We start from the raw sequence: 20,129 nt of genomic DNA on the forward strand, positions 1-20,129 counted from the left end.
CTACAGGTTGCCGTTTTTTTATGCCTGCGCCCTCCCCTTGTGGAAAAGGGTTGGCGTAAGGGGGTTACCCCTTCTCCCCCATCATCTCTTTCACCAGCTCCACGCAACGCAGGAAACGGCCGTCATAATCTGCCTCTTCCACATGCACAAAGTCGATATTGTTCGCTTCCAGCATCTCCACCAGCATGGTCTGGAACTCTTTCCGGTCCACCGAGCTGCCCAGGCTGCGCATCCCATCCGCTACCCACGGCGTGTTGTTCTCCAGCAGGATCACCAGGTCAAAGCGGTATTCGTCGATCAGGGCCTGCACAAACGGGTGCTCGCGCCCTTCGTACTTCTTACAGAACGCCTGAGTAGTGACGAAATCGGTGTCAATGAACGCCACTTTATTGGCGTATTTAACCGCAAAATCAATGTATTGCGCATGGCCCAGCGCGATTTTATCGTAGTCGGAATACTGCAACGCCATCTCATCCCCGCCAAGGTGTGAGAAGACATAATCCCGGCCATACTCCCAGGCGCTGGTGGTGTTAAAGATGTTCGCCAGCTTGTTGACCAGCGTGGATTTACCGCTGGACTCCCCGCCGAGGATCGCCACGGTGCGCACAAAGAACGGCTTCACTTCGGTGGGAATGTACTCCCAATAGCGGAACGGGTTTTCGCGGATCTGCGCTCCGCTGATGTTCATAAAGGTACGTTTGGGGTCAATCAGCACCGTCTCCGTTCCCAGGTGTTCCGGGTATTGCGAGGCATCGGACTCTTCAGAGGTGTAGATCCAGTTAGGCTGGATCCCTTTCTCTTCCATAAAGGCTTTTATGCCATTGCTCCACACGTCCCAGCCGTGGGGATACGGCTCCATGCCCTCTTCGTTAAAGGCATGAATACGAATGTTTTTCTGGTATTTAAAGGTTTGCAGCAACCAGCGCAGGCGATCGGATACGGTAGGTTGCTGGGACATGGCGCTGGCTTCGAACAGCTCCCGGTCGCGCTTATCATCGTAGCCCATGATGATATGCAGTTCGTCCACCTGGCTACAGGCGCGCTGGATGAGGTAGACATGCCCGGTATGCAGCGGATAAAACTTGCCGAACACCACGCCGATGTTCTTTTGCATGCGCGGAAATTCAAGCCCCAAAAAGCGATGCAGCGCTTCCAGCTTCTGCGCGCTGGGGCTTTTGATTTTGGCATTCAGCAGTTGGCTTAAATAGCCCTTGGTCATACCGCTGGCTTCCGCCACCTGCTGCAAGGTGCAGCCCTTCTGGCGGATAGCGGTCTTGATATAGTCAAATGACGACATAAATTACGGTGCCTCCTGCAACATCGAAGAGGTAATTATAAGTCGTCAAAGACGTTTAACGCATCTGCGAGTTTTTTCACCCCGAAGACCTGCATCCCTTCCGGTAATTTTTTGGGCACGTTCGCGGCAGGCACAATCGCCCGGCGGAAGCCGTGTTTTGCCGCCTCGGAGATACGCTCCTGGCCGCTCGGCACCGGACGGATCTCCCCTGCCAGCCCGACTTCGCCAAAGACCACCAGATCCTGCGGTAGTGGACGGTCGCGTAGGCTGGAGACCATCGCCAGCAGCAGGGCCAGGTCGGCACTGGTTTCGGTGACTTTTACCCCACCGACCACGTTCACAAACACATCCTGATCGGCCATCTGCAGGCCGCCATGGCGGTGCAGCACCGCCAGCAAAATCGCCAGACGGTTTTGTTCCAGGCCCACCGCAACGCGACGCGGGTTGCCCATCATCGAATGATCGACCAGCGCCTGAATCTCCACCAGCAGCGGGCGCGTCCCTTCCCAGACCACCATCACCGAGCTACCGGAGGTGACTTCATCACCACGGCTTAAGAAGATGGCCGACGGGTTACTGACTTCACGCAGCCCCTGCTCGGTCATGGCAAACACGCCCAGCTCATTCACCGCACCGAAGCGGTTTTTATGGCTGCGCAGAGTACGGAAACGGGTATCGGCATCGCCATCCAGCATCACCGAGCAGTCGATACAGTGTTCAAGCACCTTCGGACCGGCCAGAGCGCCATCTTTGGTGACATGGCCGACCATAATGATCGCCACGCCGCGGGTTTTGGCGAAGCGCGTCAGGTAGGCCGCGGTCTCACGCACCTGGGCGACGCTGCCCGGCGAGGACTGCACATCGGCCATGTGCATCACCTGGATGGAGTCGATCACCATCAGCTTCGGCTGCTCTTCCTCAGCAATCATGCAGATCTGCTCGATGCTGGTCTCGGAGAGCATATTCAGATCGTTGGTGGGCAAAGAGAGCCGGTGCGCGCGCATCGCCACCTGCTGTAATGACTCTTCACCGGTGACGTACAGGGTTTTCATCTGCGACGCGAGCTTACACAGGGTTTGCAGCAGCAGGGTCGATTTCCCCGCGCCCGGGCTACCCCCAATCAGAATGGCGCTCCCCGGTACGACGCCGCCGCCCAGCACCCGGTCAAACTCTTTAAACCCGGTGGAGAAGCGCGGCAGGGCTTCCAGGCTGATGTCGGAGAGCTTCTGAACCTTCGATACACCCGCGTTGCCCGCATAACCGCTGAGACGCTCGTTACGGGCAACGGTTGGCGAAGCGGCAACCCCGCGCACTTCGGTGATGGTATTCCAGGCATGGCAGGCACTGCACTGCCCCTGCCAGCGCGGATAATCCGCACCACATTCATTACAGACAAATGCGCGTTTTGGAGCTTTCGCCACGTTTTACCTCTTTATTTCTGGTTCACGCTGCCGGAGAGAATGCAGAACACCCCCATCAGGTCAGCATGACGGATAATCACTTCCGTCTTTTCGTTCACGGTCGGTTTAGCATGGTAAGCAATGCCAAGCCCGGCCACTTTAATCATCGGCAGGTCGTTCGCGCCGTCGCCAATCGCCACCGTCTGGGCGACCGGGATATCATACTTTTCCGCCAGACGGGTCAGGGTGCTGGCTTTAAACTGGGCATCGACGATCTGGCCCACCACGTTTCCGGTCAGCTTACCGTCGAGGATCTCCAGTTCGTTGGCGACCACGGCATCCAGACGCAGCTTGTCACGCAAATACTCGGCAAAGAAGGTAAACCCGCCGGAGGCGATCGCCACTTTCCAGCCCAGCGTCTCCAGCTTCAGTACCAGCTGCACCAGCCCAGGCATCAGCGGCAGCTTTTCGCGGACCTGGAGCAGAATATTGGCGTCGGCATCCTTCAGGGTCGCTACGCGCTGTTTCAGGCTGGCCGTGAAGTCCAGCTCGCCGCGCATCGCACGCTCGGTCACTTCGGCCACCATCTCGCCGGTACCGGCCAGTTTGGCGATCTCGTCGATGCACTCGATCTGAATGGCGGTAGAGTCCATGTCCATTACCAGCAGCCCCGGGGTTTTCAGATGCGGGATTTTACCGAGCGGAGCCACATCCAGCCCGGCGTCGTGCGCCAGACGAGTAGCGCGCTGGGTCAGGGAACCGGCCAGACGAATGACCTGGTAATCTTCCACGCACCAGGCGGCGACGATCACCATTGCGGCACCCAGCTTGCTCTGATACTGGGTCAGCTGCTGTTTATCCAGGCCGCGGCCATACAGCAGCCAGCCGCTACGGCCAGCATGGTAGTCCAGCGGCATTACCTCATCGCCACTTAATGAGAGCGGCAATCCTGGCCATAAAGAGACATCATTGGGCAGGTCGCACCAGGTAATGTTTGGCATTAAAGCTCCTGTAAAATCGTTCGCGCCGGGAATCATCCAGGGGGTGAAAATAACGCATGAGGCTACCTTGTAACCATCACTTCTGGCAACATTAACCCCGAAAATTTTCAGCAGGTGGAATATGGCTCGTGCAAAACTAAAATTCCGGCTTCATCGAGCCGTGATTGTCCTCTCCTGTCTGGCCCTGTTAGTGGCGCTGATGCAGGGCGCATCCTGGTTCAGCCAGAATCATCAACGACAGCGTAACCCACAGCTTGAAGAGCTGGCGCACACGCTGGCGCGTCAGGTGTCGCTTAACGTCGCCCCGCTGATGCGTACCGAAACGCCAGATGAAAAGCGCATTGGGCAGGTGCTGCGTCTGCTGACTGACGAGAGCCGCATTCTGGATGCCAGCGTGTATGACAACGAAGGCGCGCTAATTGCCCGGGCGGGGGAACATGTCGAGGTGCGCGACAGGCTGGCGCTGGATGGTAAAAAAGCCGGCGGCTACTTTAACCAGCAGCTGGTGGAGCCGATTCAGGGCAAAAATGGCCCGCTCGGCTACCTGCGTCTTACTCTCGACACCCATACCTTAGCCACAGAGGCCAAGCAGGTGGATAACACCACCAATATCCTGCGCCTGATGCTGCTGCTGTCGCTGGCGATTGGCGTGGTGCTGACCCGCACATTGTTACAGGGCAAACGCACCCGCTGGCAGCAGTCGCCATTCCTGCTCACCGCCAGCAAGTCGGTACCCGAAGAGGAAGAGAGCGAGAAGAAGGAATAGTGTTAAAGTAACCAAACGATTCAGAAAAGGAACTTTGCTATGACGACATTACGCCTGCTTATCTCTGACTCATACGATCCCTGGTTTAATCTCGCCGTAGAAGAGTGCATCTTCCGCCAGATGCCCGCCACGCAGCGGGTGCTGTTCCTGTGGCGCAACGCCGATACGGTGGTCATTGGCCGGGCGCAAAACCCGTGGAAAGAGTGCAACACGCGCCGCATGGAAGAGGACAACGTGCGCCTGGCGCGTCGTAGCAGCGGCGGCGGCGCGGTGTTCCACGATCTCGGGAATACCTGCTTTACCTTTATGGCCGGCAAGCCGGAGTACGACAAAACCATCTCCACCAACATCGTGCTGAGCGCATTACAGGCGCTGGGTGCGACCGCGGAAGCGTCCGGGCGCAACGATCTGGTGGTCAAGACCGCCGAGGGCGATCGTAAGGTCTCGGGATCGGCCTATCGTGAAACGATGGACCGCGGTTTTCACCACGGCACCCTGCTGCTGAATGCCGATCTCAGCCGCCTGGCAAACTACCTCAATCCCGACCAGAAGAAGCTGCAGGCCAAAGGTATCACCTCCGTGCGTGGCCGGGTTGCGAATCTGGTGGATCTGCTGCCCGGCGTGACTCACGAACAGATCTGCGACGCGATCCGTGAGGCCTTTTTCGCCCATTATGGCGAGCGCGTAGACGCTGAAGTGATCTCCCCGGATAAGACGCCGGATTTGCCAAACTTTGCCGAGACCTTTGCCCGCCAGAGCAGTTGGGAGTGGAACTTCGGCCAGGCCCCTGCCTTCTCGCACCTGCTGGACGAGCGGTTTACCTGGGGCGGCGTGGAGCTGCACTTCGACGTCGAGAAGGGGCACATCTCGCGCACGCAGGTCTTTACCGATAGCCTGAACCCGGCGCCGTTAGAGGCTCTCGCAGCGCGTTTGCAGGGCTGTTTGTATCGGGCAGATATGCTGCAGCAGGCGTGTGACGCCCTGATTGGCGATTTCCCGGAGCAGGAGAGAGAGTTGCGGGAGCTGTCGGCGTGGATTGCGCGGGCGGTACGTTAACGAACGGTCTTGCTTCCTCCCTCCCCCAAAGGGAGAGGGAGGAGGAGATAATTACTCTTTATCGCCCAGCAGAACGGATTCCAGCGCGATTTTAATCATGTCGTTGAAGGTGGTCTGACGTTCAGCGGCAGTGGTCTGCTCGTGAGTACGGATATGGTCAGACACGGTGCAGATGGTCAGGGCTTTCGCGCCGAACTCTGCTGCCACGCCGTAGATACCTGCCGCTTCCATTTCCACGCCCAGGATGCCGTACTTCTCCATCACGTCGAACATTTCGCCGTCCGGGGAGTAGAACAGGTCAGCAGAGAAGATGTTGCCCACGCGTGCGTCAACGCCCAGGTTTTTCGCCGCGTCTACCGCGTTACGCACCATGTCGAAGTCTGCGATGGCGGCAAAGTCGTGATCCTTAAAGCGAATACGGTTCACTTTGGAATCGGTGCAAGCACCCATGCCGATAACGATATCGCGCAGCTTAACGTCCATGCGCACCGCACCGCAGGAGCCGACACGGATGATTTTCTTCACGCCAAAATCGGTGATCAGCTCTTTGGTGTAGATGGAGCAGGATGGGATACCCATGCCGTGACCCATTACGGAAATTTTGCGGCCTTTGTACGTACCGGTGAAGCCCAGCATGCCGCGAACGTTGTTCACTTCACGCACGTCTTCGAGGAAAGTTTCAGCGATATGCTTCGCGCGCAGCGGGTCGCCCGGCATCAAAACGACGTCAGCGAAATCACCCATCTCTGCATTAATGTGAGGAGTTGCCATCTTCAGTTCCTTTTACAATGTTGTTTTTGCCGGGTGGCGACTGCGCCTTACCCGGCCTACATGCTGTTCTCCCTCTCCCTGTGGCAGAGGGCTGGGGTGAGGGCATCAGGCCGCCCCCACCGTGACATCAGAACATAGCCTTGCCATATTCCATGTCGGACGTACCAAAGTATTTCGCAATGGTCTGGCCGATGTCCGCGAAGGTTTCACGGTGTCCCAGCGAGCCTGGTTTGACTTTCGGGCCGTACACCAGCACTGGAATGTGCTCGCGGGTGTGGTCGGTACCGGTCCAGGTCGGGTCGCAGCCGTGGTCGGCGGTCAGGATCAGAATGTCATCTTCCCCCACCAGCTCCATCAGCTCCGGCAGACGGCGGTCGAACAGTTCCAGACCCGCAGCATAGCCTGCGACGTCACGACGGTGGCCCCAGGAAGAGTCGAAATCAACGAAGTTGGTAAAGACGATCGTCTTGTCGCCCGCTTCTTTCATCTCTTTCACGGTCGCGTCGAACAGCGCGTCCAGACCGGTGGCTTTCACTTTTTTGGTGATACCGCAGTTGGCATAGATATCCGCGATTTTACCGACGGAGACTACCTGGCCATCTTTCTCATCAACCAGTTTTTGCAGCACGGTAGGTGCTGGCGGCTCCACAGCCAGGTCGTGACGGTTGCCGGTACGCTGGAAGTTACCCGGCTTGTCGCCAACAAACGGACGCGCGATCACGCGGCCAATGTTGTAGCCACCTTCGGTCAGCTCTTCACGGGCGATTTCGCACAGCTCGTACAGGCGATCCAGGCCAAAGGTCTCTTCATGGCAGGCAATCTGGAACACGGAGTCAGCGGAGGTATAGAAAATCGGTTTGCCGGTTTTCATGTGCTCTTCGCCAAGCTGGTCCAGAATCACGGTCCCGGAAGAGTGGCAGTTGCCGAGGTAGCCCGGCAGGTTAGCGCGCTCAACCAGCTTATCCAGCAACTCCTGCGGGAAGCTGTTCTCGTGATCGGAGAAATAGCCCCAGTCGAACAGAACCGGTACACCAGCGATTTCCCAGTGACCAGACGGGGTGTCTTTCCCGGAAGAAAGCTCGTGCGCCCAGGCGTATGCGCCCACCACTTCCGCGTTGCCATCCATACCCGCGGCAACGTGGCCGGTAGAGCCTTCGTGGGCTTTTACCAGACCCAGGCGGGTCAGGTTTGGCAGATTCAGCGGGCCTTGACGCCCGTTGTTTGCTTCGCCTTTAGCACAGGCTTCAGCGATGTGACCCATGGTGTCTGCACCGGTGTCACCAAAGCGATCTGCATCTTCTGTAGCGCCGATGCCGAAAGAGTCCAGCACCATAATAAATGCACGTTTCATATGTTCTCCGTACTCAGTGCTTATAAAAAAGCGATCAGATCAGTATACCGCTATTCGGTAATGCGACGATAGACGGTTGGTGTGCTTTCTGGAGCTTTATCTGCCAGGGTGATGGCGGCCTTCACTGCTTTCGCCGCATCCTGCCAGCTGTTTTCATCTTTCGCGTGGATCACCGCCAGCGGACGTTGGCCGTCAACGCTGTCGCCCAGACGGGCCATATCGGTAAAGCCGACGCTGTAATCAATGCTGTCCGATGCCTGACGACGACCGCCACCCATCGATACTACCGCCATGCCCAGCGCGCGAGTGTCCATGGCAGAGACAAAACCTTCCGTATCTGCGTAAACCGCTTTGCTCAGCATCGCCGTTGGCAGGTATTTGGCATAGTTTTCCACGAAGTCGATCGGGCCTTTCTGCGCAGCAACCATCCGGCCAAAGATTTCGGCCGCTTTGCCGTTATCCAGCACCGCCTGCAGTTTGGCACGGGCCTCGGCGTCGTCTTTGGCGAGGTTACCGGAGATCAGCATCTCGACGCACAGCGCCATGGTCACGTCGAACAGGCGCGGGTTGCGGTATTCGCCAGTCAGGAACTGGACTGCTTCGCGCACTTCGACCGCATTACCGGCGCTGGAGGCCAGCACCTGGTTCATGTCGGTGAGCAGCGCGGTGGTGCGCACGCCTGCGCCGTTGGAGACGCCAACGATCGCTTCGGCCAGCGCAGCGGAGAGTTCATAGGTCGGCATAAAGGCGCCGCTGCCCACTTTCACGTCCATCACCAGTGCATCCAGCCCTTCAGCCAGTTTTTTGGCGAGGATAGAGGCGGTGATCAGCGGGATGGAGTCAACGGTCGCGGTAATGTCACGCGTGGCGTAAAAACGCTTATCCGCCGGGGCAAGGGAGCTGGTCTGGCCGATAATCGCCACACCAACGTCTTTAATAATGTCACGGAAGCGACTGTCATCCGGGAAGATATCGAAGCCCGGGATGGCTTCCAGTTTATCGAGCGTGCCGCCAGTATGGCCGAGGCCGCGCCCGGAGATCATTGGGATATAGCCGCCGCAGGCAGCGACCATTGGCCCCAGCATCAGCGAGGTCACATCACCCACGCCGCCGGTGGAGTGTTTATCCACGATCGGGCCATTAAGGTTAAGGCTCTTCCAGTCCAGAACGGTTCCTGAATCCCGCATCGCCATGGTCAGCGACACGCGCTCCGGCATCGCCATATCGTGGAAGAAAATGGTCATCGCCAGGGCGGCAATCTGCCCTTCAGAGATGGTATTGTCGCGAATGCCGTTGATAAAGAAACGGATCTCTTCGTCGCTTAAAGCATGACCATCACGTTTTTTACGAATAATTTCTTGTGCGAGAAACACGGTAACCTCCCGAAAGTAGGCCGGGTAAGCGTAGCGCCACCCGGCAAATCAAATCTTAATAGCTGCTTGCGCTCTTACCGTCGCCATGACCCAGCGCTTTCAGCAGGCTGGCCAGCAGGCTGGAGGCACCGAAGCGGTAGTGACGGGCGTCGGCCCAGTCGGCACCGAACAACTCGTCGGCAATCGCCAGGAACTGCTGCGCGTCTTCCGCGGTACGCACGCCGCCTGCCGGTTTAAAGCCCACGCTTTTTTCCACGCCCATGTCGCGGATCACTTCCATCATGATGCGTGCGCTTTCCGGGGTGGCATTCACAGGTACTTTACCGGTAGAGGTTTTAATGAAATCGGCACCCGCTTTGATGGAGATTTCAGACGCTTTACGAATCAGCGCTTCTTCTTTCAGTTCGCCGGTTTCGATGATCACTTTCAGCAGCACGTTTGCCGCAGCGCAAGCTTCTTTACAGGCTTTAACCAGATCGAAACCAACCTGCTCGTTACCGGCGATCAGCGCACGGTACGGAAAGACCACATCAACTTCGTCAGCACCGTAAGCGATAGCGGCGCGGGTCTCAGCCAGCGCGATCTCGATATCGTCGTTACCGTGCGGGAAGTTGGTGACGGTAGCGATGCGCACGTCCGGCGTACCCTGCTCTTTCAGGGTCTTGCGTGCGATCGGAATGAAACGCGGGTAGATACAGACAGCAGCGGTATTGCCCACGGCCGTTTTTGCCTGATGACACAGAGCGATCACTTTCTCGTTGGTGTCGTCGTCATTCAGGGTGGTCAGATCCATCAGTTTCAGGGCGCGCAGGCTGCTTGCGGTTAAATCGGTCATAACATTCTCCCGGCGTATCGCCGTAAAATTTTACCTTGCGGGTCTGTGAGTATTCTAACATCCACCCGCATTCTCACTTCGACATTCATCACAGTTAATGAAATATGCGTACAAATTTGCATAACAGTAATGAGATCAACTTCAAATAATTTAGCTACAACTGCTGATTAAAGCGTCAGGTACACGCCCGGGATCAAAGGCAGTGGTCGGGACTCTTTTTACAATCCTTCCCCATCATGCAGAAGAAAAAGGAAGCGAACATGACCCCCGATGCCCTGCAACAACGTTGCCAGCAAATTGTGACAAGCCCGGTGTTAAGCCCCGAACAAAAACGCCATTTTCTGGCACTGGAGGCAGAAAACAACCTGCCCTACCCGACGTTAGCCCCCGAAGCGCGCCAGGCGCTGGAGGCGGGGTTTATCTGCGATATGTTTGAGGGCCATGCGCCGTACAAGCCACGCTATGTGTTACCCGACTATGCGATGTTCCTGAAACAGGGCTCGGAATGGCTGGAGCTGGAAGGCGCAAAGGATCTGGACGATGCCCTGTCGCTGTTAACCATCCTTTACCACCATGTTCCGTCCGTTACCGGCATGCCGGTGTACCTCGGCCATCTCGATACGCTGCTGCAGCCGTATGTTAGAATTCTAACACAACAAGAAATCGATATTCGAATAAAACGTTTCTGGCGCTATCTCGACCGCACCCTGCCGGATGCCTTCACCCACGTCAATATCGGCCCGGCAGACGGCCCTGTGACACGCGCCATTTTACGCGCAGATGCAGAGCTTAAGCAGGTTTCACCCAATCTAACCTTTATTTATGATCCTGAGATCACCCCGGATGATCTGCTGCTGGAGGTGGCCAGCAACATCTGCGAATGCAGCAAACCGCACATCGCCAACGGGCCGGTAAATGATAAAATTTTCACAAAAAAAGGCTTTGGCGTCGTCAGCTGTTACAACTCCCTGCCGCTGGCGGGCGGCGGCAGTACCCTGGTGCGTCTCAACCTGAAAGCCATCGCGGAACAGAGCGAAACGCCTGAGGCGTTCTTTACCCGCACGCTGCCTTACTATTGCCAGCAGCAGATCGCCATCATCAATGCGCGCTGCGACTTCCTCTATCAACAATCCGGCTTCTTTGAGAATAGCTTCCTGGTAAAAGAAGGGCTGATCGATCCCGACCGTTTTGTGCCGATGTTCGGCATGTATGGCCTGGCCGAAGCGGTGAATGTGCTGTGCGAGAAAGCCGGAATTACGGGGCGCTACGGTAAAGATCAGCAGGCCAACGACCTGGGGTATCGCATCAGCGAACAGTTAGCGACCTTTGTGGAAAATACCCCGGTCAGGTACGGCTGGAAGCAACGCGCCCTGCTGCATGCCCAGTCGGGGATCAGCTCTGACGTTGGCACCACGCCAGGCGCGCGTCTGCCTTATGGTGAAGAGCCCGATCCGATCAGCCATCTGCTGGCGGTTGCGCCGCATCATCAGCACTATCACGCCGGGATCAGCGATATCCTGACTCTGGACGAAACCATCAAACGCAATCCGCAGGCGGTGGTGGAACTTTGTCTGGGTGCCTTCCGCGCCGGGATGCGCGAGTTCAGCGCCAATATTTCGGGTAACGATCTGGTGCGCGTCACTGGCTATATGGTGCGGCTTTCCGATCTGGAGAAATACCGCGCCGAAGGCTCGCGTACCAACACCACCTGGCTGGGTGAAGAGGCCGCCCGTAACACCCGTATTCTGGAGCGCCAGCCGCGCGTGATAAGCCATGAACAACAGATGCGCTTTAGTCAGTAAGGTTATCCCGTTCTCCTGCGTTGACGGGCCTGGCAGCCGCCTGGCCCTGTTTCTGCAAGGGTGCAACCTGCGCTGCAAAACCTGCCACAACCCGTGGACGATAGGCCGCTGCAACGACTGCGCGTCGTGCGTGCCGCACTGCCCGCATGACGCGCTGAACATTCAGGCTGGACGGGTCTGGTGGGATGATGCCCGCTGTCAGCAGTGCGACACCTGTCTGCAGATGTGCCCGCAGCAGGCGACGCCCATGGCGCTGCGTTTAAGCGTGGAGGAGGTGGTGGCGCAGATCCGCAACGTGTCACCCTTTATCTCCGGCATCACCGTCAGCGGCGGAGAAGCCACTACACAGCTGCCGTTTCTGGTGGCGCTGTTTTCAGCCCTGAAGGCCGATCCACAGCTGCAACATTTGACCTGTCTGGTGGACAGTAACGGTCTGTTAAGCGAAACCGGCTGGCAAAAACTGCTCCCGGTGTTTGACGGTGCGATGCTGGATCTTAAAGCCTGGAATGCGGCGCACCATCGCTATCTGACCGGGCGCGACAACGCGCTTATCAAGCGCAGCATCCACTGGCTGGCCGCGCACCACCGGCTGAGCGAGCTACGTCTGCTGGTGATCCCGGATCGCTGCGATTACCTGACGCACCGCCGGGAGCTGGTCGCGTTTATTCGCCAGTTAGGGGATGTGCCCGTCAGGATCAACGCCTTCCATGCGCACGGCGTCTATGGCGAAGCCCGACACTGGCGTAGCGCCACGGCAGAGGATGTCGAACCACTGGCCGGGATGCTGGAGCATGAGCGGATCAGGGTGATCCGCCCGGCGCTCTATTTATAGCGGCAGATCGAACAGCGTGCGGGTGTTGTTCAGCAATGCCGCGGCGATCTCATCCGCAGGCTCGTCACGCAGTTCACACAGAGTCGAAAACACCCGCGCCGCCTGCTCCGGGCGGTTCGGCTGGCCCTGAAAACCGTTGAGCGGCATGTCGGGGGCATCGGTTTCCAGCAGCAGAGCGGAGAGCGGTAATTGCGCCATTACATCGCGCGTTTTACTGGCCCGTGGATAGGTGATCGTGCCGCCGACGCCAATTTTATAGCCCATCTCGACAAAGCGCTGCGCCTGCTGCAGGCTGCCAGCAAAACCATGGACCACGCCGGTACGCGGCAGATCCTGCCGTTTAAGGTGCATCGCCAGTTTGTCGTGGGTACGCCGGGAGTGGAGGATCACCGGCAGATCGTAGCGTTTCGCCAGCTTCAGCTGTGCGTCGAGGATCGCCTCCTGACGATCAAAATGCGGATCCTCCCGATAGAGATCGAGGCCGATCTCCCCTACCGCCACCAGTCTTTCCGGGCGCGCAGCCAGCGCCGCCTCCAGTTGATCCAGATGTGCATCCTGGTGGGATTCGATCACAATCGGATGCAGGCCCAGCGCCATATACAGCGTCGGATAGCGCGCCCCGAGGCGCAGGACGCGATCGATGCTCGCCACATCAATCGATGGCACCACAATCGCCATCACTCCCGCATCGGCGGCACGCTGGATGCTGGCTGGCTCGTCGTCAGTAAAAGGCGGGAAATCAAAGTGGCAATGGGTATCGATAAAGCGGTAAGTCACGCCAGATCCTCGTTATCAAACAGGGTGTCATTGGCCTCAGGGGCCATCACCAGCGGCGTGGTGACAGCATCGTTGGCCACGCTTGCCGGGGGAACCACCACCGGAGCAGGGGCAATAATATGCTGATGGCGGCGCAGCGGCGGACGTTCGGCTAACAGCTTGCCCACTGTGGCCAGGAAATAACGCCCGCACAGGCGCCCGGTTTTGTAGTCGTCCCGTAGGGCGGGCACGCGGCTGCCCAGCGCCATGCTGTTAAGCGGACGCGGGGGATAGATTTCAAAGATGCGCAGCTTACCCGGCGGCTTCTCGATAAAACGTTGGATGGTGTGGTAGCTGGCCTCATGATGTGAAACCAGATTCAGCATCGGTTGCAGGCTGCTGGTGCCCAGCCAACGTTCCATCCGCTTAAACCACTGCGGCGTGTAGTACATCTGCGACGGCACGGTGCGGATCACCACGATGGTCTGGGCGCCGCGTCGGGCCGCCTCCTGCACCGGGATCGCGTCGCTAACCCCGCCGTCCAGATAGGCAATGCCGTCCAGCGCTGCGCCGGTGCGGTAGAAACCAGGGATGGCACTGGAGGCGCGAAGAATATCCAGCCAGTTCTCTTTTTGCGGGGAGAAGTAGCTGGCTGAGTAGTCATCGCCACGGCAGGCGCACATCCAGAAGGCTTTTCCGGTATCGAACAGGCGCGAAGCGGTATCCATTGCCAGCGGCATTTGGCTGGCCGTGGCCTCCAGAAGCCAGTCGAGGTCGATAAGATTCCCGCCGCGTACAAAGCGCAGTGGATCGAAAAATTCGCGGGAGGTGGTGTAACGCATGATCACTTTCCGGGCATAGCCCGGCTGATGACAGACGTAGGCCGAGAGATTTTGCGCCCCGGCGGAGGTGCCAAGGTAGAGATCAAACGGATTAAACTGCGCGCGCATAAATTCGTCCAGCACGCCAGCCGTGAAGATCCCTCGCTGTCCGCCGCCCTCACACACCAGGGCCATCTGGCCTGGTCGAAAGGGTTTCAGCGCCAGCGGCGCAATGTTGCCGAGCGTAACCGGAATTCGCTGTCCCACCTCTGCTGTCCTGTTTTTTATTTGTTTTGTTATTACACAGTAGCGTACACCCGGCGTATTACTCAAATCGGATGCCGACAAACGCCAGCCATAAAAAAGGCTCATGCAGAGCATGAGCCTTTTTCGTCAACTAACCCATAACCTGAGCTATGGACGACGGCGTCCGGTGAACAGGCTAACCAGGAACAGGATAATACCGACGACGAAGACAATTTTCGCCGCACCCGCCGCGGTACCCGCCAGACCACCAAAACCCAGAGCGGCGGCAATTAACGCGATAACCAGAAAAATGATGCCCCAACGAAACATAAGACTCTCCTTTACCATAGTTAATGTCGACCGCATGGTGAGCGCTCAGGTTGCTCACGGCGATACTAAGGTTTAATTCTTATCTCGCCTTCTGGCCTCAGCCAGAAGGACGATTGTGGTGTTTTATTTAACTTTCAGGTCGTTTTTAACGCTTTTCACGCCATCAATGGCTTTTGCGATGCTCTCGGCACGATCGCTCTGTGCTTTTGAATCCACAGTACCGCTCAGCTGAACAACACCGTCGGTGGTTTCAACTTTCACTTTACGTGATGGCACGATGTCATCAGCTAACAGTTTAGCTTTGATTTCGCTGGTAGTTGCAGTATCGCCGGCATAGCCTTTGGCAGACTGCTCTTTACCGTCACGCACATGCAGTTTGTCGCTGACAGAGGTCACACCCTCTACCTTCTTCGCCACGGCAACCGCTTTTTCAGCCTGCGCCTGACTCTCGACAAAGCCACTCAGCGTGACCACATTTTTCTCGGTTTCTACGGAGATGTCGGTGCTCTTAATATCATCAGCATCCACCAGCGCCGCTTTTACTTTCGCTGTGATAGAGCTGTCATCCATGAAGTTACCGACTTTATTCATAGAGTTATCGATTTTTTCCCCAGCGGTGTTTGCTGTGGATTGCGCTTTTTCAGTGGCGGTGGTTTCTGCCATTGCAGAACCGCATACCAGAGCGCTACCCATCATTACCGCCAGCAGAGTTTTCGAAATCTTCAGTTTTTTAGTATTCATCGATGTATTCCTGTGGTTTGCTCCGAATTCGAGCGTAAATCATCATGTGTAAGTAGTCTTTCATCCTACTAATCAACACTCGGGCGAGATGAGAACCTTATCAACACGCATTGAGTGGAGCTTTCATCTGCGCCCGGTGTTAAACACTGAGTTAAATATAGATCACTCTCGCAGCGCTGCTTTCAGAATTGACTAATAAATGAGCAATAAGTAACAAAAGATGATGAATTAAGAACATTCCGCAAGGGATTAATAAGGCAGGGATTTAAGCAGAGCACGGCGGCTGCCGTGCTCTGAGAAGGGATTAGTGCTCGCGGGTTTTACGGAACTGAATATCCGGGTAACGATCGTGCGCCAGGTTCAGGTTAACCATGGTTGGGGCGATATACGTGAGGTTATCACCGCCATCCAGCGCCAGCTGGACTTCGTTCTTACGCTTGAATTCTTCGAATTTCTTCACGTCAGAACACTCAACCCAGCGCGCCGTCGCCACGTTGACCGATTCGTAAATCGCTTCAACGTTGTATTCGCTCTTCAGGCGGGCAACAACCACGTCGAATTGCAGCACACCGACGGCGCCGACAATCAGATCGTTATTAGAAATAGGACGGAACACCTGCACCGCACCCTCTTCCGACAGCTGAACCAGCCCTTTCAGCAGCTGTTTCTGTTTCAGCGGATCCCGCAGGCGGATACGACGGAACAGTTCCGGCGCGAAGTTCGGAATACCGGTGAACTTCATCATCTCGCCCTGGGTGAAGGTGTCACCGATCTGGATGGTGCCGTGGTTATGCAGACCAATGATGTCGCCCGGATACGCCTCTTCCACGTGGGAACGGTCGCCGGCCATAAAGGTCAGTGCATCGGAGATCACCACGTCTTTACCGGTACGCACCTGACGCAGCTTCATGCCCTTTTCATATTTACCGGACACCACACGCATAAAGGCCACGCGGTCGCGGTGTTTCGGGTCCATGTTGGCCTGAATTTTAAACACGAAACCGGTGAACTTCTCTTCGCTGGCAACCACTTCACGGGTGTCGGTGTTACGCGGCATTGGCTGCGGCGCCCACTCCACCAGGCCGTCCAGCATATGGTCAACGCCGAAGTTACCCAACGCGGTACCGAAGAAGACCGGGGTGATTTCACCGCTCAGGAACAGCTCCTGGTCGAACTCGTGGGAAGCACCTTTGACCAGCTCCAGCTCATCACGCAGCTGCTCTGCCAGCTCATCGCCCACTGCCGCGTTCAGCTCAGGGTTATCCAGCCCTTTAACGACGCGCACTTCCTGGATGGTGTGACCTTTACCGGTCTGATACAGGTAAGTTTCGTCTTTATAGAGGTGGTAAACCCCTTTAAACAGCTTGCCGCAGCCAATAGGCCAGGTGATTGGCGCACAGGCGATCTTCAGCTCGCGTTCCACTTCGTCCATCACTTCCATCGGATCGCGGATGTCACGGTCGAGTTTGTTCATAAAGGTGAGGATCGGCGTATCGCGCAGACGGGTGACTTCCATCAGCTTACGGGTACGGTCTTCTACACCTTTTGCGGCATCAATTACCATCAGACAGCAGTCCACCGCCGTCAGGGTACGGTAGGTATCTTCGGAGAAGTCTTCGTGCCCCGGGGTATCAAGCAGGTTCACCAGGCAGTCGTGATACGGGAACTGCATTACGGAGGTGGTGATCGAGATACCACGCTGCTTTTCCATCTCCATCCAGTCAGATTTTGCATGCTGGCTGGAGCCACGGCCTTTTACCGTACCGGCGGTCTGGATCGCCTGTCCGAACAGCAACACCTTTTCGGTGATGGTGGTTTTACCGGCATCCGGGTGAGAGATAATGGCAAAAGTACGGCGCTTCGCCACCTCTTGCAGATAAGGAGACAACGTCATAATAGAATCTTCTATAAAAAGCGCGGCAGCAGGCCACGCATCATGAATACGAAAATGCGGCTATTTTACCCATCAATGGGGGGCAGGCAATCAATGTTTACACAGGAGTTGCTCCAGTTCGCTCAGGGAGGCCACGGTCCAGGTCGGGTTGATTCCTTCCGGCAGGGGGCGATTGTGCACATTCAGCCAGCAGGTGGACAGCCCGGCGTTCATCCCGCCGAGGATATCGGACTCGGCCGTATCCCCCACCATCAGCACCTTTGACCGATCAGGGTTTCCGGCCTGGTCCAGCGCATAATCGAAAATTTTGGCTGCCGGTTTGGCTACACCCACCTGTTCGGAGATCACTAATAAATCAAAGTAGTCACGAAAACCGGTGCGCTCAAGGCGGACCTGCTGTAACGCGGTAAAGCCGTTGGTGATGATCCCGAGCTTCGCCTTTCCTTTCAGGGAGGCGAGCAGCGACGCGGCGCCCGGCAGGGGGGCGCAGATCTCTGCCATCGCATTCAGGAATGCATAATTCAGATCGCCCGCCGGGACGTTCAGGCGCTCAGACCATCCCTGAAAACGTTGATGCTGCAGCTGTAACGCGGTGATCGCCCCGTTCTGGTAATCGACCCACAGCGGTTTATTCACCGTCTGGTAATCCTGGAAATCTTCAGCGGTAAAGGTCACGCTGTAGTCGAGAAACATCCGCTGTAAGCCACCAAACGCATCGAAGGTAAACAGCGTTTCGTCAGCATCAAAGAAAATCCAGTCCCAGTTCATCGTTACAACCTTTTTAGTTATCCAAGCGGCAGAGCCATGATGATGGCGTCTTCACGTCCTTCTGCGGTGGGGTAATAGTTACGGCGGATCGTCGCCTCGTTGAAGCCCAGGCTTTCATAGAGTGCGATGGCGGCGGCGTTCGAGGCCCGTACTTCCAGCCACAGCGTGAACACGTCTCGTGCTTCCAGCTCGCGAATTAAATGTTCCAGCAGTTCTCTGCCCAGCCCACGGCGCTGGAAAGCAGGATCTACGGCGATGTTAAACAGCGTCGCCTCATCCAGAACGACCTGCGTAATGGCGAAAGCCGCCAGGGTATTATCGACATCCAGTCGATAGTTGAGGTAACGCTCGCCCTGGTTGCTGGCAAACGTTTTTTCACTCCACGGAAAGGCGTGGGCGCGTTTTTCGATCTCAAAAGCCTGCGCTAAATCAGTCGTCGTGAGGGAAGAAATTGTGTTCATGTTCGCAGATTTGTTGCCACAGCGCGCGACGTGCCGCCGGGTTCGCGTTAAGTTCGTCCAATGCCGGGGTGGCCAGGTTGCCGCCCTCCAGCGCTATTTCTTCCATCACGCCAAGCTGCCAGCTGTTACAGCGACCGTCTGGCGGTAGCATGGCCACGCGATCGGGCGTGAGCTGGAGCACCTGGTCGGCACCCAGCTTCAGGGCGCGCAGCACGTCGGCAATCAGCGGCTCGTTCAGCGCAGGCAGGCTCTGTGCCACCATTACCAGACGAATGTGCGCCGGAAGCGAGATGGCGATTTCGCCCTGCAAGGCCGCCGGGCGGCGCAGCGCCCACTGGGTGATACCCAGTTGCTGTAATTGCCTGTCTCGTCGGGATGCCATTGCGAAAACTCCTGTCTGTCAGGCGCGCAAATATACCAAATGTGTCGAATCTGCGCCATCTACCTACTATAATCCCCGCCTGAGTTTATTGAGGAACAATTCATGTCTGCATTTACCCCGGCAAGTGAAGTCTTGCTGCGCCACAGTGATGATTTCGAACAAAGCCGTATTCTGTTTGCCGGAGATATGCAGGATGACCTGCCTGCCCGTTTCGAGTGCGCTGCGAGCCGCGCGCACACCCAGCAGTATCACCACTGGCAGGTACTGAGCCGCCAGATGGGCGAGCGCGTTCGCTTTAGCCTGGTGGCTGAGCAGAGCGACATCGCAGATTGCGATACGCTGATCTACTACTGGCCGAAGAACAAACCTGAAGCCCAGTTCCAGCTGATGAACCTGCTCTCCCTGCTGCCGGTGGGCTGCGATATTTTCGTGGTCGGTGAAAACCGCAGCGGCGTGCGTAGCGCCGAGCAGATGCTGGCCGATTACACCACCCTGAACAAAGTTGACAGCGCTCGCCGCTGCGGCCTGTACCATGGCCGTTTGGACAAAAAACCAACCTTCGACGCGGAAAAATACTGGGGCGAATATCAGCTGGATGGCCTGACCATCAAAACGCTGCCGGGCGTATTCAGCCGTGATGGTCTGGACGTTGGCAGCCAGTTGCTGCTCTCCACCTTTACGCCGCACACCAAAGGCAAAGTGCTGGATGTCGGCTGTGGCGCAGGCGTGCTCTCCGCCGTACTAGCCAGCCACTCACCGAAGGTGCGTTTGACCCTCACCGATGTCGGCGCATCCGCCATTGAAGCCAGCCGTGCGACCCTGGCCGCCAACGGCATTGAGGGCGAGGTATTTGCCTCCAACGTGCTCTCCGACGTGACCGGTCGTTTCGATATGATTATCTCCAACCCGCCGTTCCATGATGGGGTAGAAACCACCCTCGAGGCCGCGCAGACGCTGATCCGCACTGCGGTACGCCATCTGAATAGCGGTGGTGAGCTGCGTATCGTGGCTAACGCCTTCCTGCCGTATCCAAAAGTGCTGGACGAAGTCTTCGGCTTCCACGAAGTGCTGGCGCAAACGGGCCGCTTTAAGATCTACCGTGCGATCATGACCCGTCAGGCGAAGAAGTAACGTCTCCCTCCGGCCTGATCTGCGCGATCAGGCCATTTTTGCAACGATCAAAACATCCGGCACAATTATCTATTGACGAATAGCTGAAAACATCTAGAATGCGCCTCCGTGGTTA

The 20,129-nt window shown here is 57.0% G+C and carries 20 protein-coding genes; 5 read left to right on the top strand and 15 right to left on the bottom strand.

All coding sequences use genetic code 11. The features are described from left to right. Positions 1–64 precede the first annotated feature (64 nt). The 3 genes from nadR to serB are packed head-to-tail and all read right to left on the bottom strand — an operon-like array spanning position 65 to position 3,698. Positions 65–1,297 carry a multifunctional transcriptional regulator/nicotinamide-nucleotide adenylyltransferase/ribosylnicotinamide kinase NadR gene (gene nadR, locus ABIE02_RS10620; RefSeq protein WP_059308766.1) on the bottom strand — a complete coding sequence of 411 codons (1,233 nt, stop codon included), beginning with the start codon at positions 1,295–1,297 and terminating at the stop codon, positions 65–67. Positions 1,298–1,332: 35 nt separating this feature from the next. Continuing rightward, positions 1,333–2,718: a DNA repair protein RadA gene (gene radA, locus ABIE02_RS10625; RefSeq protein ID WP_032616418.1), complete on the bottom strand. Its 1,386-nt coding sequence runs from the start codon at positions 2,716–2,718 to the stop codon at positions 1,333–1,335. Positions 2,719–2,729: 11 nt separating this feature from the next. Beyond that, the gene (gene serB / locus ABIE02_RS10630; RefSeq protein ID WP_059308767.1) at positions 2,730–3,698 is read right to left on the bottom strand and encodes a phosphoserine phosphatase; all 969 of its coding nucleotides are present in this window, start codon (positions 3,696–3,698) and stop codon (positions 2,730–2,732) included. Positions 3,699–3,819: 121 nt separating this feature from the next. On the opposite strand from serB, the gene ABIE02_RS10635 reads away from it, so the two are divergent. Together ABIE02_RS10635 and lplA are read left to right on the top strand one after the other, a co-directional pair. Further along, complete coding sequence (locus ABIE02_RS10635) at positions 3,820–4,464, top strand: YtjB family periplasmic protein (RefSeq protein ID WP_032616416.1); 645 nt, start codon at positions 3,820–3,822, stop codon at positions 4,462–4,464. A gap of 39 nt (positions 4,465–4,503) precedes the next feature. Beyond that, complete coding sequence (lplA, locus tag ABIE02_RS10640; RefSeq protein ID WP_032616415.1) at positions 4,504–5,520, top strand: lipoate--protein ligase LplA; 1,017 nt, start codon at positions 4,504–4,506, stop codon at positions 5,518–5,520. A 51-nt stretch (positions 5,521–5,571) separates the two neighbouring features. Here the strand turns inward: lplA and deoD are convergent, their stop codons facing one another. The 4 genes from deoD to deoC all read right to left on the bottom strand — a co-directional run bounded on the left by deoD (position 5,572) and on the right by deoC (position 9,850). Next, positions 5,572–6,291, bottom strand: a complete 720-nt coding sequence (deoD, locus tag ABIE02_RS10645) for a purine-nucleoside phosphorylase (RefSeq protein ID WP_006174049.1) — start codon at positions 6,289–6,291, stop codon at positions 5,572–5,574. A gap of 127 nt (positions 6,292–6,418) precedes the next feature. Then, on the bottom strand, positions 6,419–7,642 hold the full coding sequence (deoB, locus tag ABIE02_RS10650; RefSeq protein WP_059308768.1) for a phosphopentomutase: 1,224 nt from the start codon (positions 7,640–7,642) through the stop codon (positions 6,419–6,421). A 50-nt stretch (positions 7,643–7,692) separates the two neighbouring features. Further along, positions 7,693–9,015, bottom strand: coding sequence for a thymidine phosphorylase (gene deoA / locus ABIE02_RS10655; RefSeq protein WP_172747772.1), 1,323 nt, complete (start codon positions 9,013–9,015; stop codon positions 7,693–7,695). 55 nt (positions 9,016–9,070) lie between these two features. Next, positions 9,071–9,850 (bottom strand): deoxyribose-phosphate aldolase, encoded by a 780-nt coding sequence (gene deoC / locus ABIE02_RS10660; RefSeq protein ID WP_059308769.1) that lies wholly within the window; start codon positions 9,848–9,850, stop codon positions 9,071–9,073. Positions 9,851–10,110: 260 nt separating this feature from the next. On the opposite strand from deoC, the gene ABIE02_RS10665 reads away from it, so the two are divergent. Together ABIE02_RS10665 and ABIE02_RS10670 are read left to right on the top strand one after the other, a co-directional pair. Further along, positions 10,111–11,652 carry a YjjI family glycine radical enzyme gene (locus tag ABIE02_RS10665; RefSeq protein WP_270735070.1) on the top strand — a complete coding sequence of 514 codons (1,542 nt, stop codon included), beginning with the start codon at positions 10,111–10,113 and terminating at the stop codon, positions 11,650–11,652. Then, a complete protein-coding gene (locus tag ABIE02_RS10670; protein ID WP_032616409.1) occupies positions 11,624–12,484 on the top strand; it encodes a YjjW family glycine radical enzyme activase in 861 nt (286 codons plus the stop codon). The genes ABIE02_RS10665 and ABIE02_RS10670 overlap by 29 nt, the downstream gene beginning before the upstream one ends. On the opposite strand, the gene ABIE02_RS10675 is transcribed toward ABIE02_RS10670, so the two are convergent. The 8 genes from ABIE02_RS10675 to ABIE02_RS10710 all read right to left on the bottom strand — a co-directional run bounded on the left by ABIE02_RS10675 (position 12,479) and on the right by ABIE02_RS10710 (position 18,883). Then, the gene (locus ABIE02_RS10675; RefSeq protein WP_032616408.1) at positions 12,479–13,261 is read right to left on the bottom strand and encodes a metal-dependent hydrolase; all 783 of its coding nucleotides are present in this window, start codon (positions 13,259–13,261) and stop codon (positions 12,479–12,481) included. The two genes, ABIE02_RS10670 and ABIE02_RS10675, sit on opposite strands and share 6 nt — an antisense overlap. Beyond that, positions 13,258–14,328, bottom strand: coding sequence for a patatin-like phospholipase family protein (locus tag ABIE02_RS10680; RefSeq protein ID WP_032616407.1), 1,071 nt, complete (start codon positions 14,326–14,328; stop codon positions 13,258–13,260). Before ABIE02_RS10680 ends, ABIE02_RS10675 begins: the two co-directional genes overlap by 4 nt. A 147-nt stretch (positions 14,329–14,475) precedes the next feature. Continuing rightward, positions 14,476–14,637, bottom strand: a complete 162-nt coding sequence (locus ABIE02_RS10685; RefSeq protein WP_002887716.1) for a DUF1328 domain-containing protein — start codon at positions 14,635–14,637, stop codon at positions 14,476–14,478. A gap of 123 nt (positions 14,638–14,760) precedes the next feature. Continuing rightward, positions 14,761–15,378: a molecular chaperone OsmY gene (osmY, locus tag ABIE02_RS10690; RefSeq protein WP_106994148.1), complete on the bottom strand. Its 618-nt coding sequence runs from the start codon at positions 15,376–15,378 to the stop codon at positions 14,761–14,763. 304 nt (positions 15,379–15,682) lie between these two features. Further along, positions 15,683–17,272: a peptide chain release factor 3 gene (gene prfC / locus ABIE02_RS10695; protein WP_032616405.1), complete on the bottom strand. Its 1,590-nt coding sequence runs from the start codon at positions 17,270–17,272 to the stop codon at positions 15,683–15,685. 90 nt (positions 17,273–17,362) lie between these two features. After that, positions 17,363–18,040, bottom strand: coding sequence for a pyrimidine 5'-nucleotidase (yjjG, locus tag ABIE02_RS10700; protein ID WP_032616404.1), 678 nt, complete (start codon positions 18,038–18,040; stop codon positions 17,363–17,365). A gap of 17 nt (positions 18,041–18,057) precedes the next feature. Further along, entirely contained in the window at positions 18,058–18,501 is a 444-nt protein-coding gene (gene rimI, locus ABIE02_RS10705; RefSeq protein WP_032616403.1) for a ribosomal protein S18-alanine N-acetyltransferase, read from the bottom strand. Next, positions 18,470–18,883 carry a DNA polymerase III subunit psi gene (locus ABIE02_RS10710; protein WP_032616402.1) on the bottom strand — a complete coding sequence of 138 codons (414 nt, stop codon included), beginning with the start codon at positions 18,881–18,883 and terminating at the stop codon, positions 18,470–18,472. Before ABIE02_RS10710 ends, rimI begins: the two co-directional genes overlap by 32 nt. 102 nt (positions 18,884–18,985) lie before the next feature. Here ABIE02_RS10710 and rsmC point away from each other — a divergent pair, with 102 nt between their 5' ends. Then, the gene (gene rsmC, locus ABIE02_RS10715) at positions 18,986–20,014 is read left to right on the top strand and encodes a 16S rRNA (guanine(1207)-N(2))-methyltransferase RsmC (protein WP_077227117.1); all 1,029 of its coding nucleotides are present in this window, start codon (positions 18,986–18,988) and stop codon (positions 20,012–20,014) included. Positions 20,015–20,129 lie beyond the last annotated feature (115 nt).

The sequence above is a fragment of the Leclercia sp. 1548 genome (assembly GCF_050435045.1).
Lineage (GTDB): Bacteria > Pseudomonadota > Gammaproteobacteria > Enterobacterales > Enterobacteriaceae > Enterobacter > Enterobacter adecarboxylatus.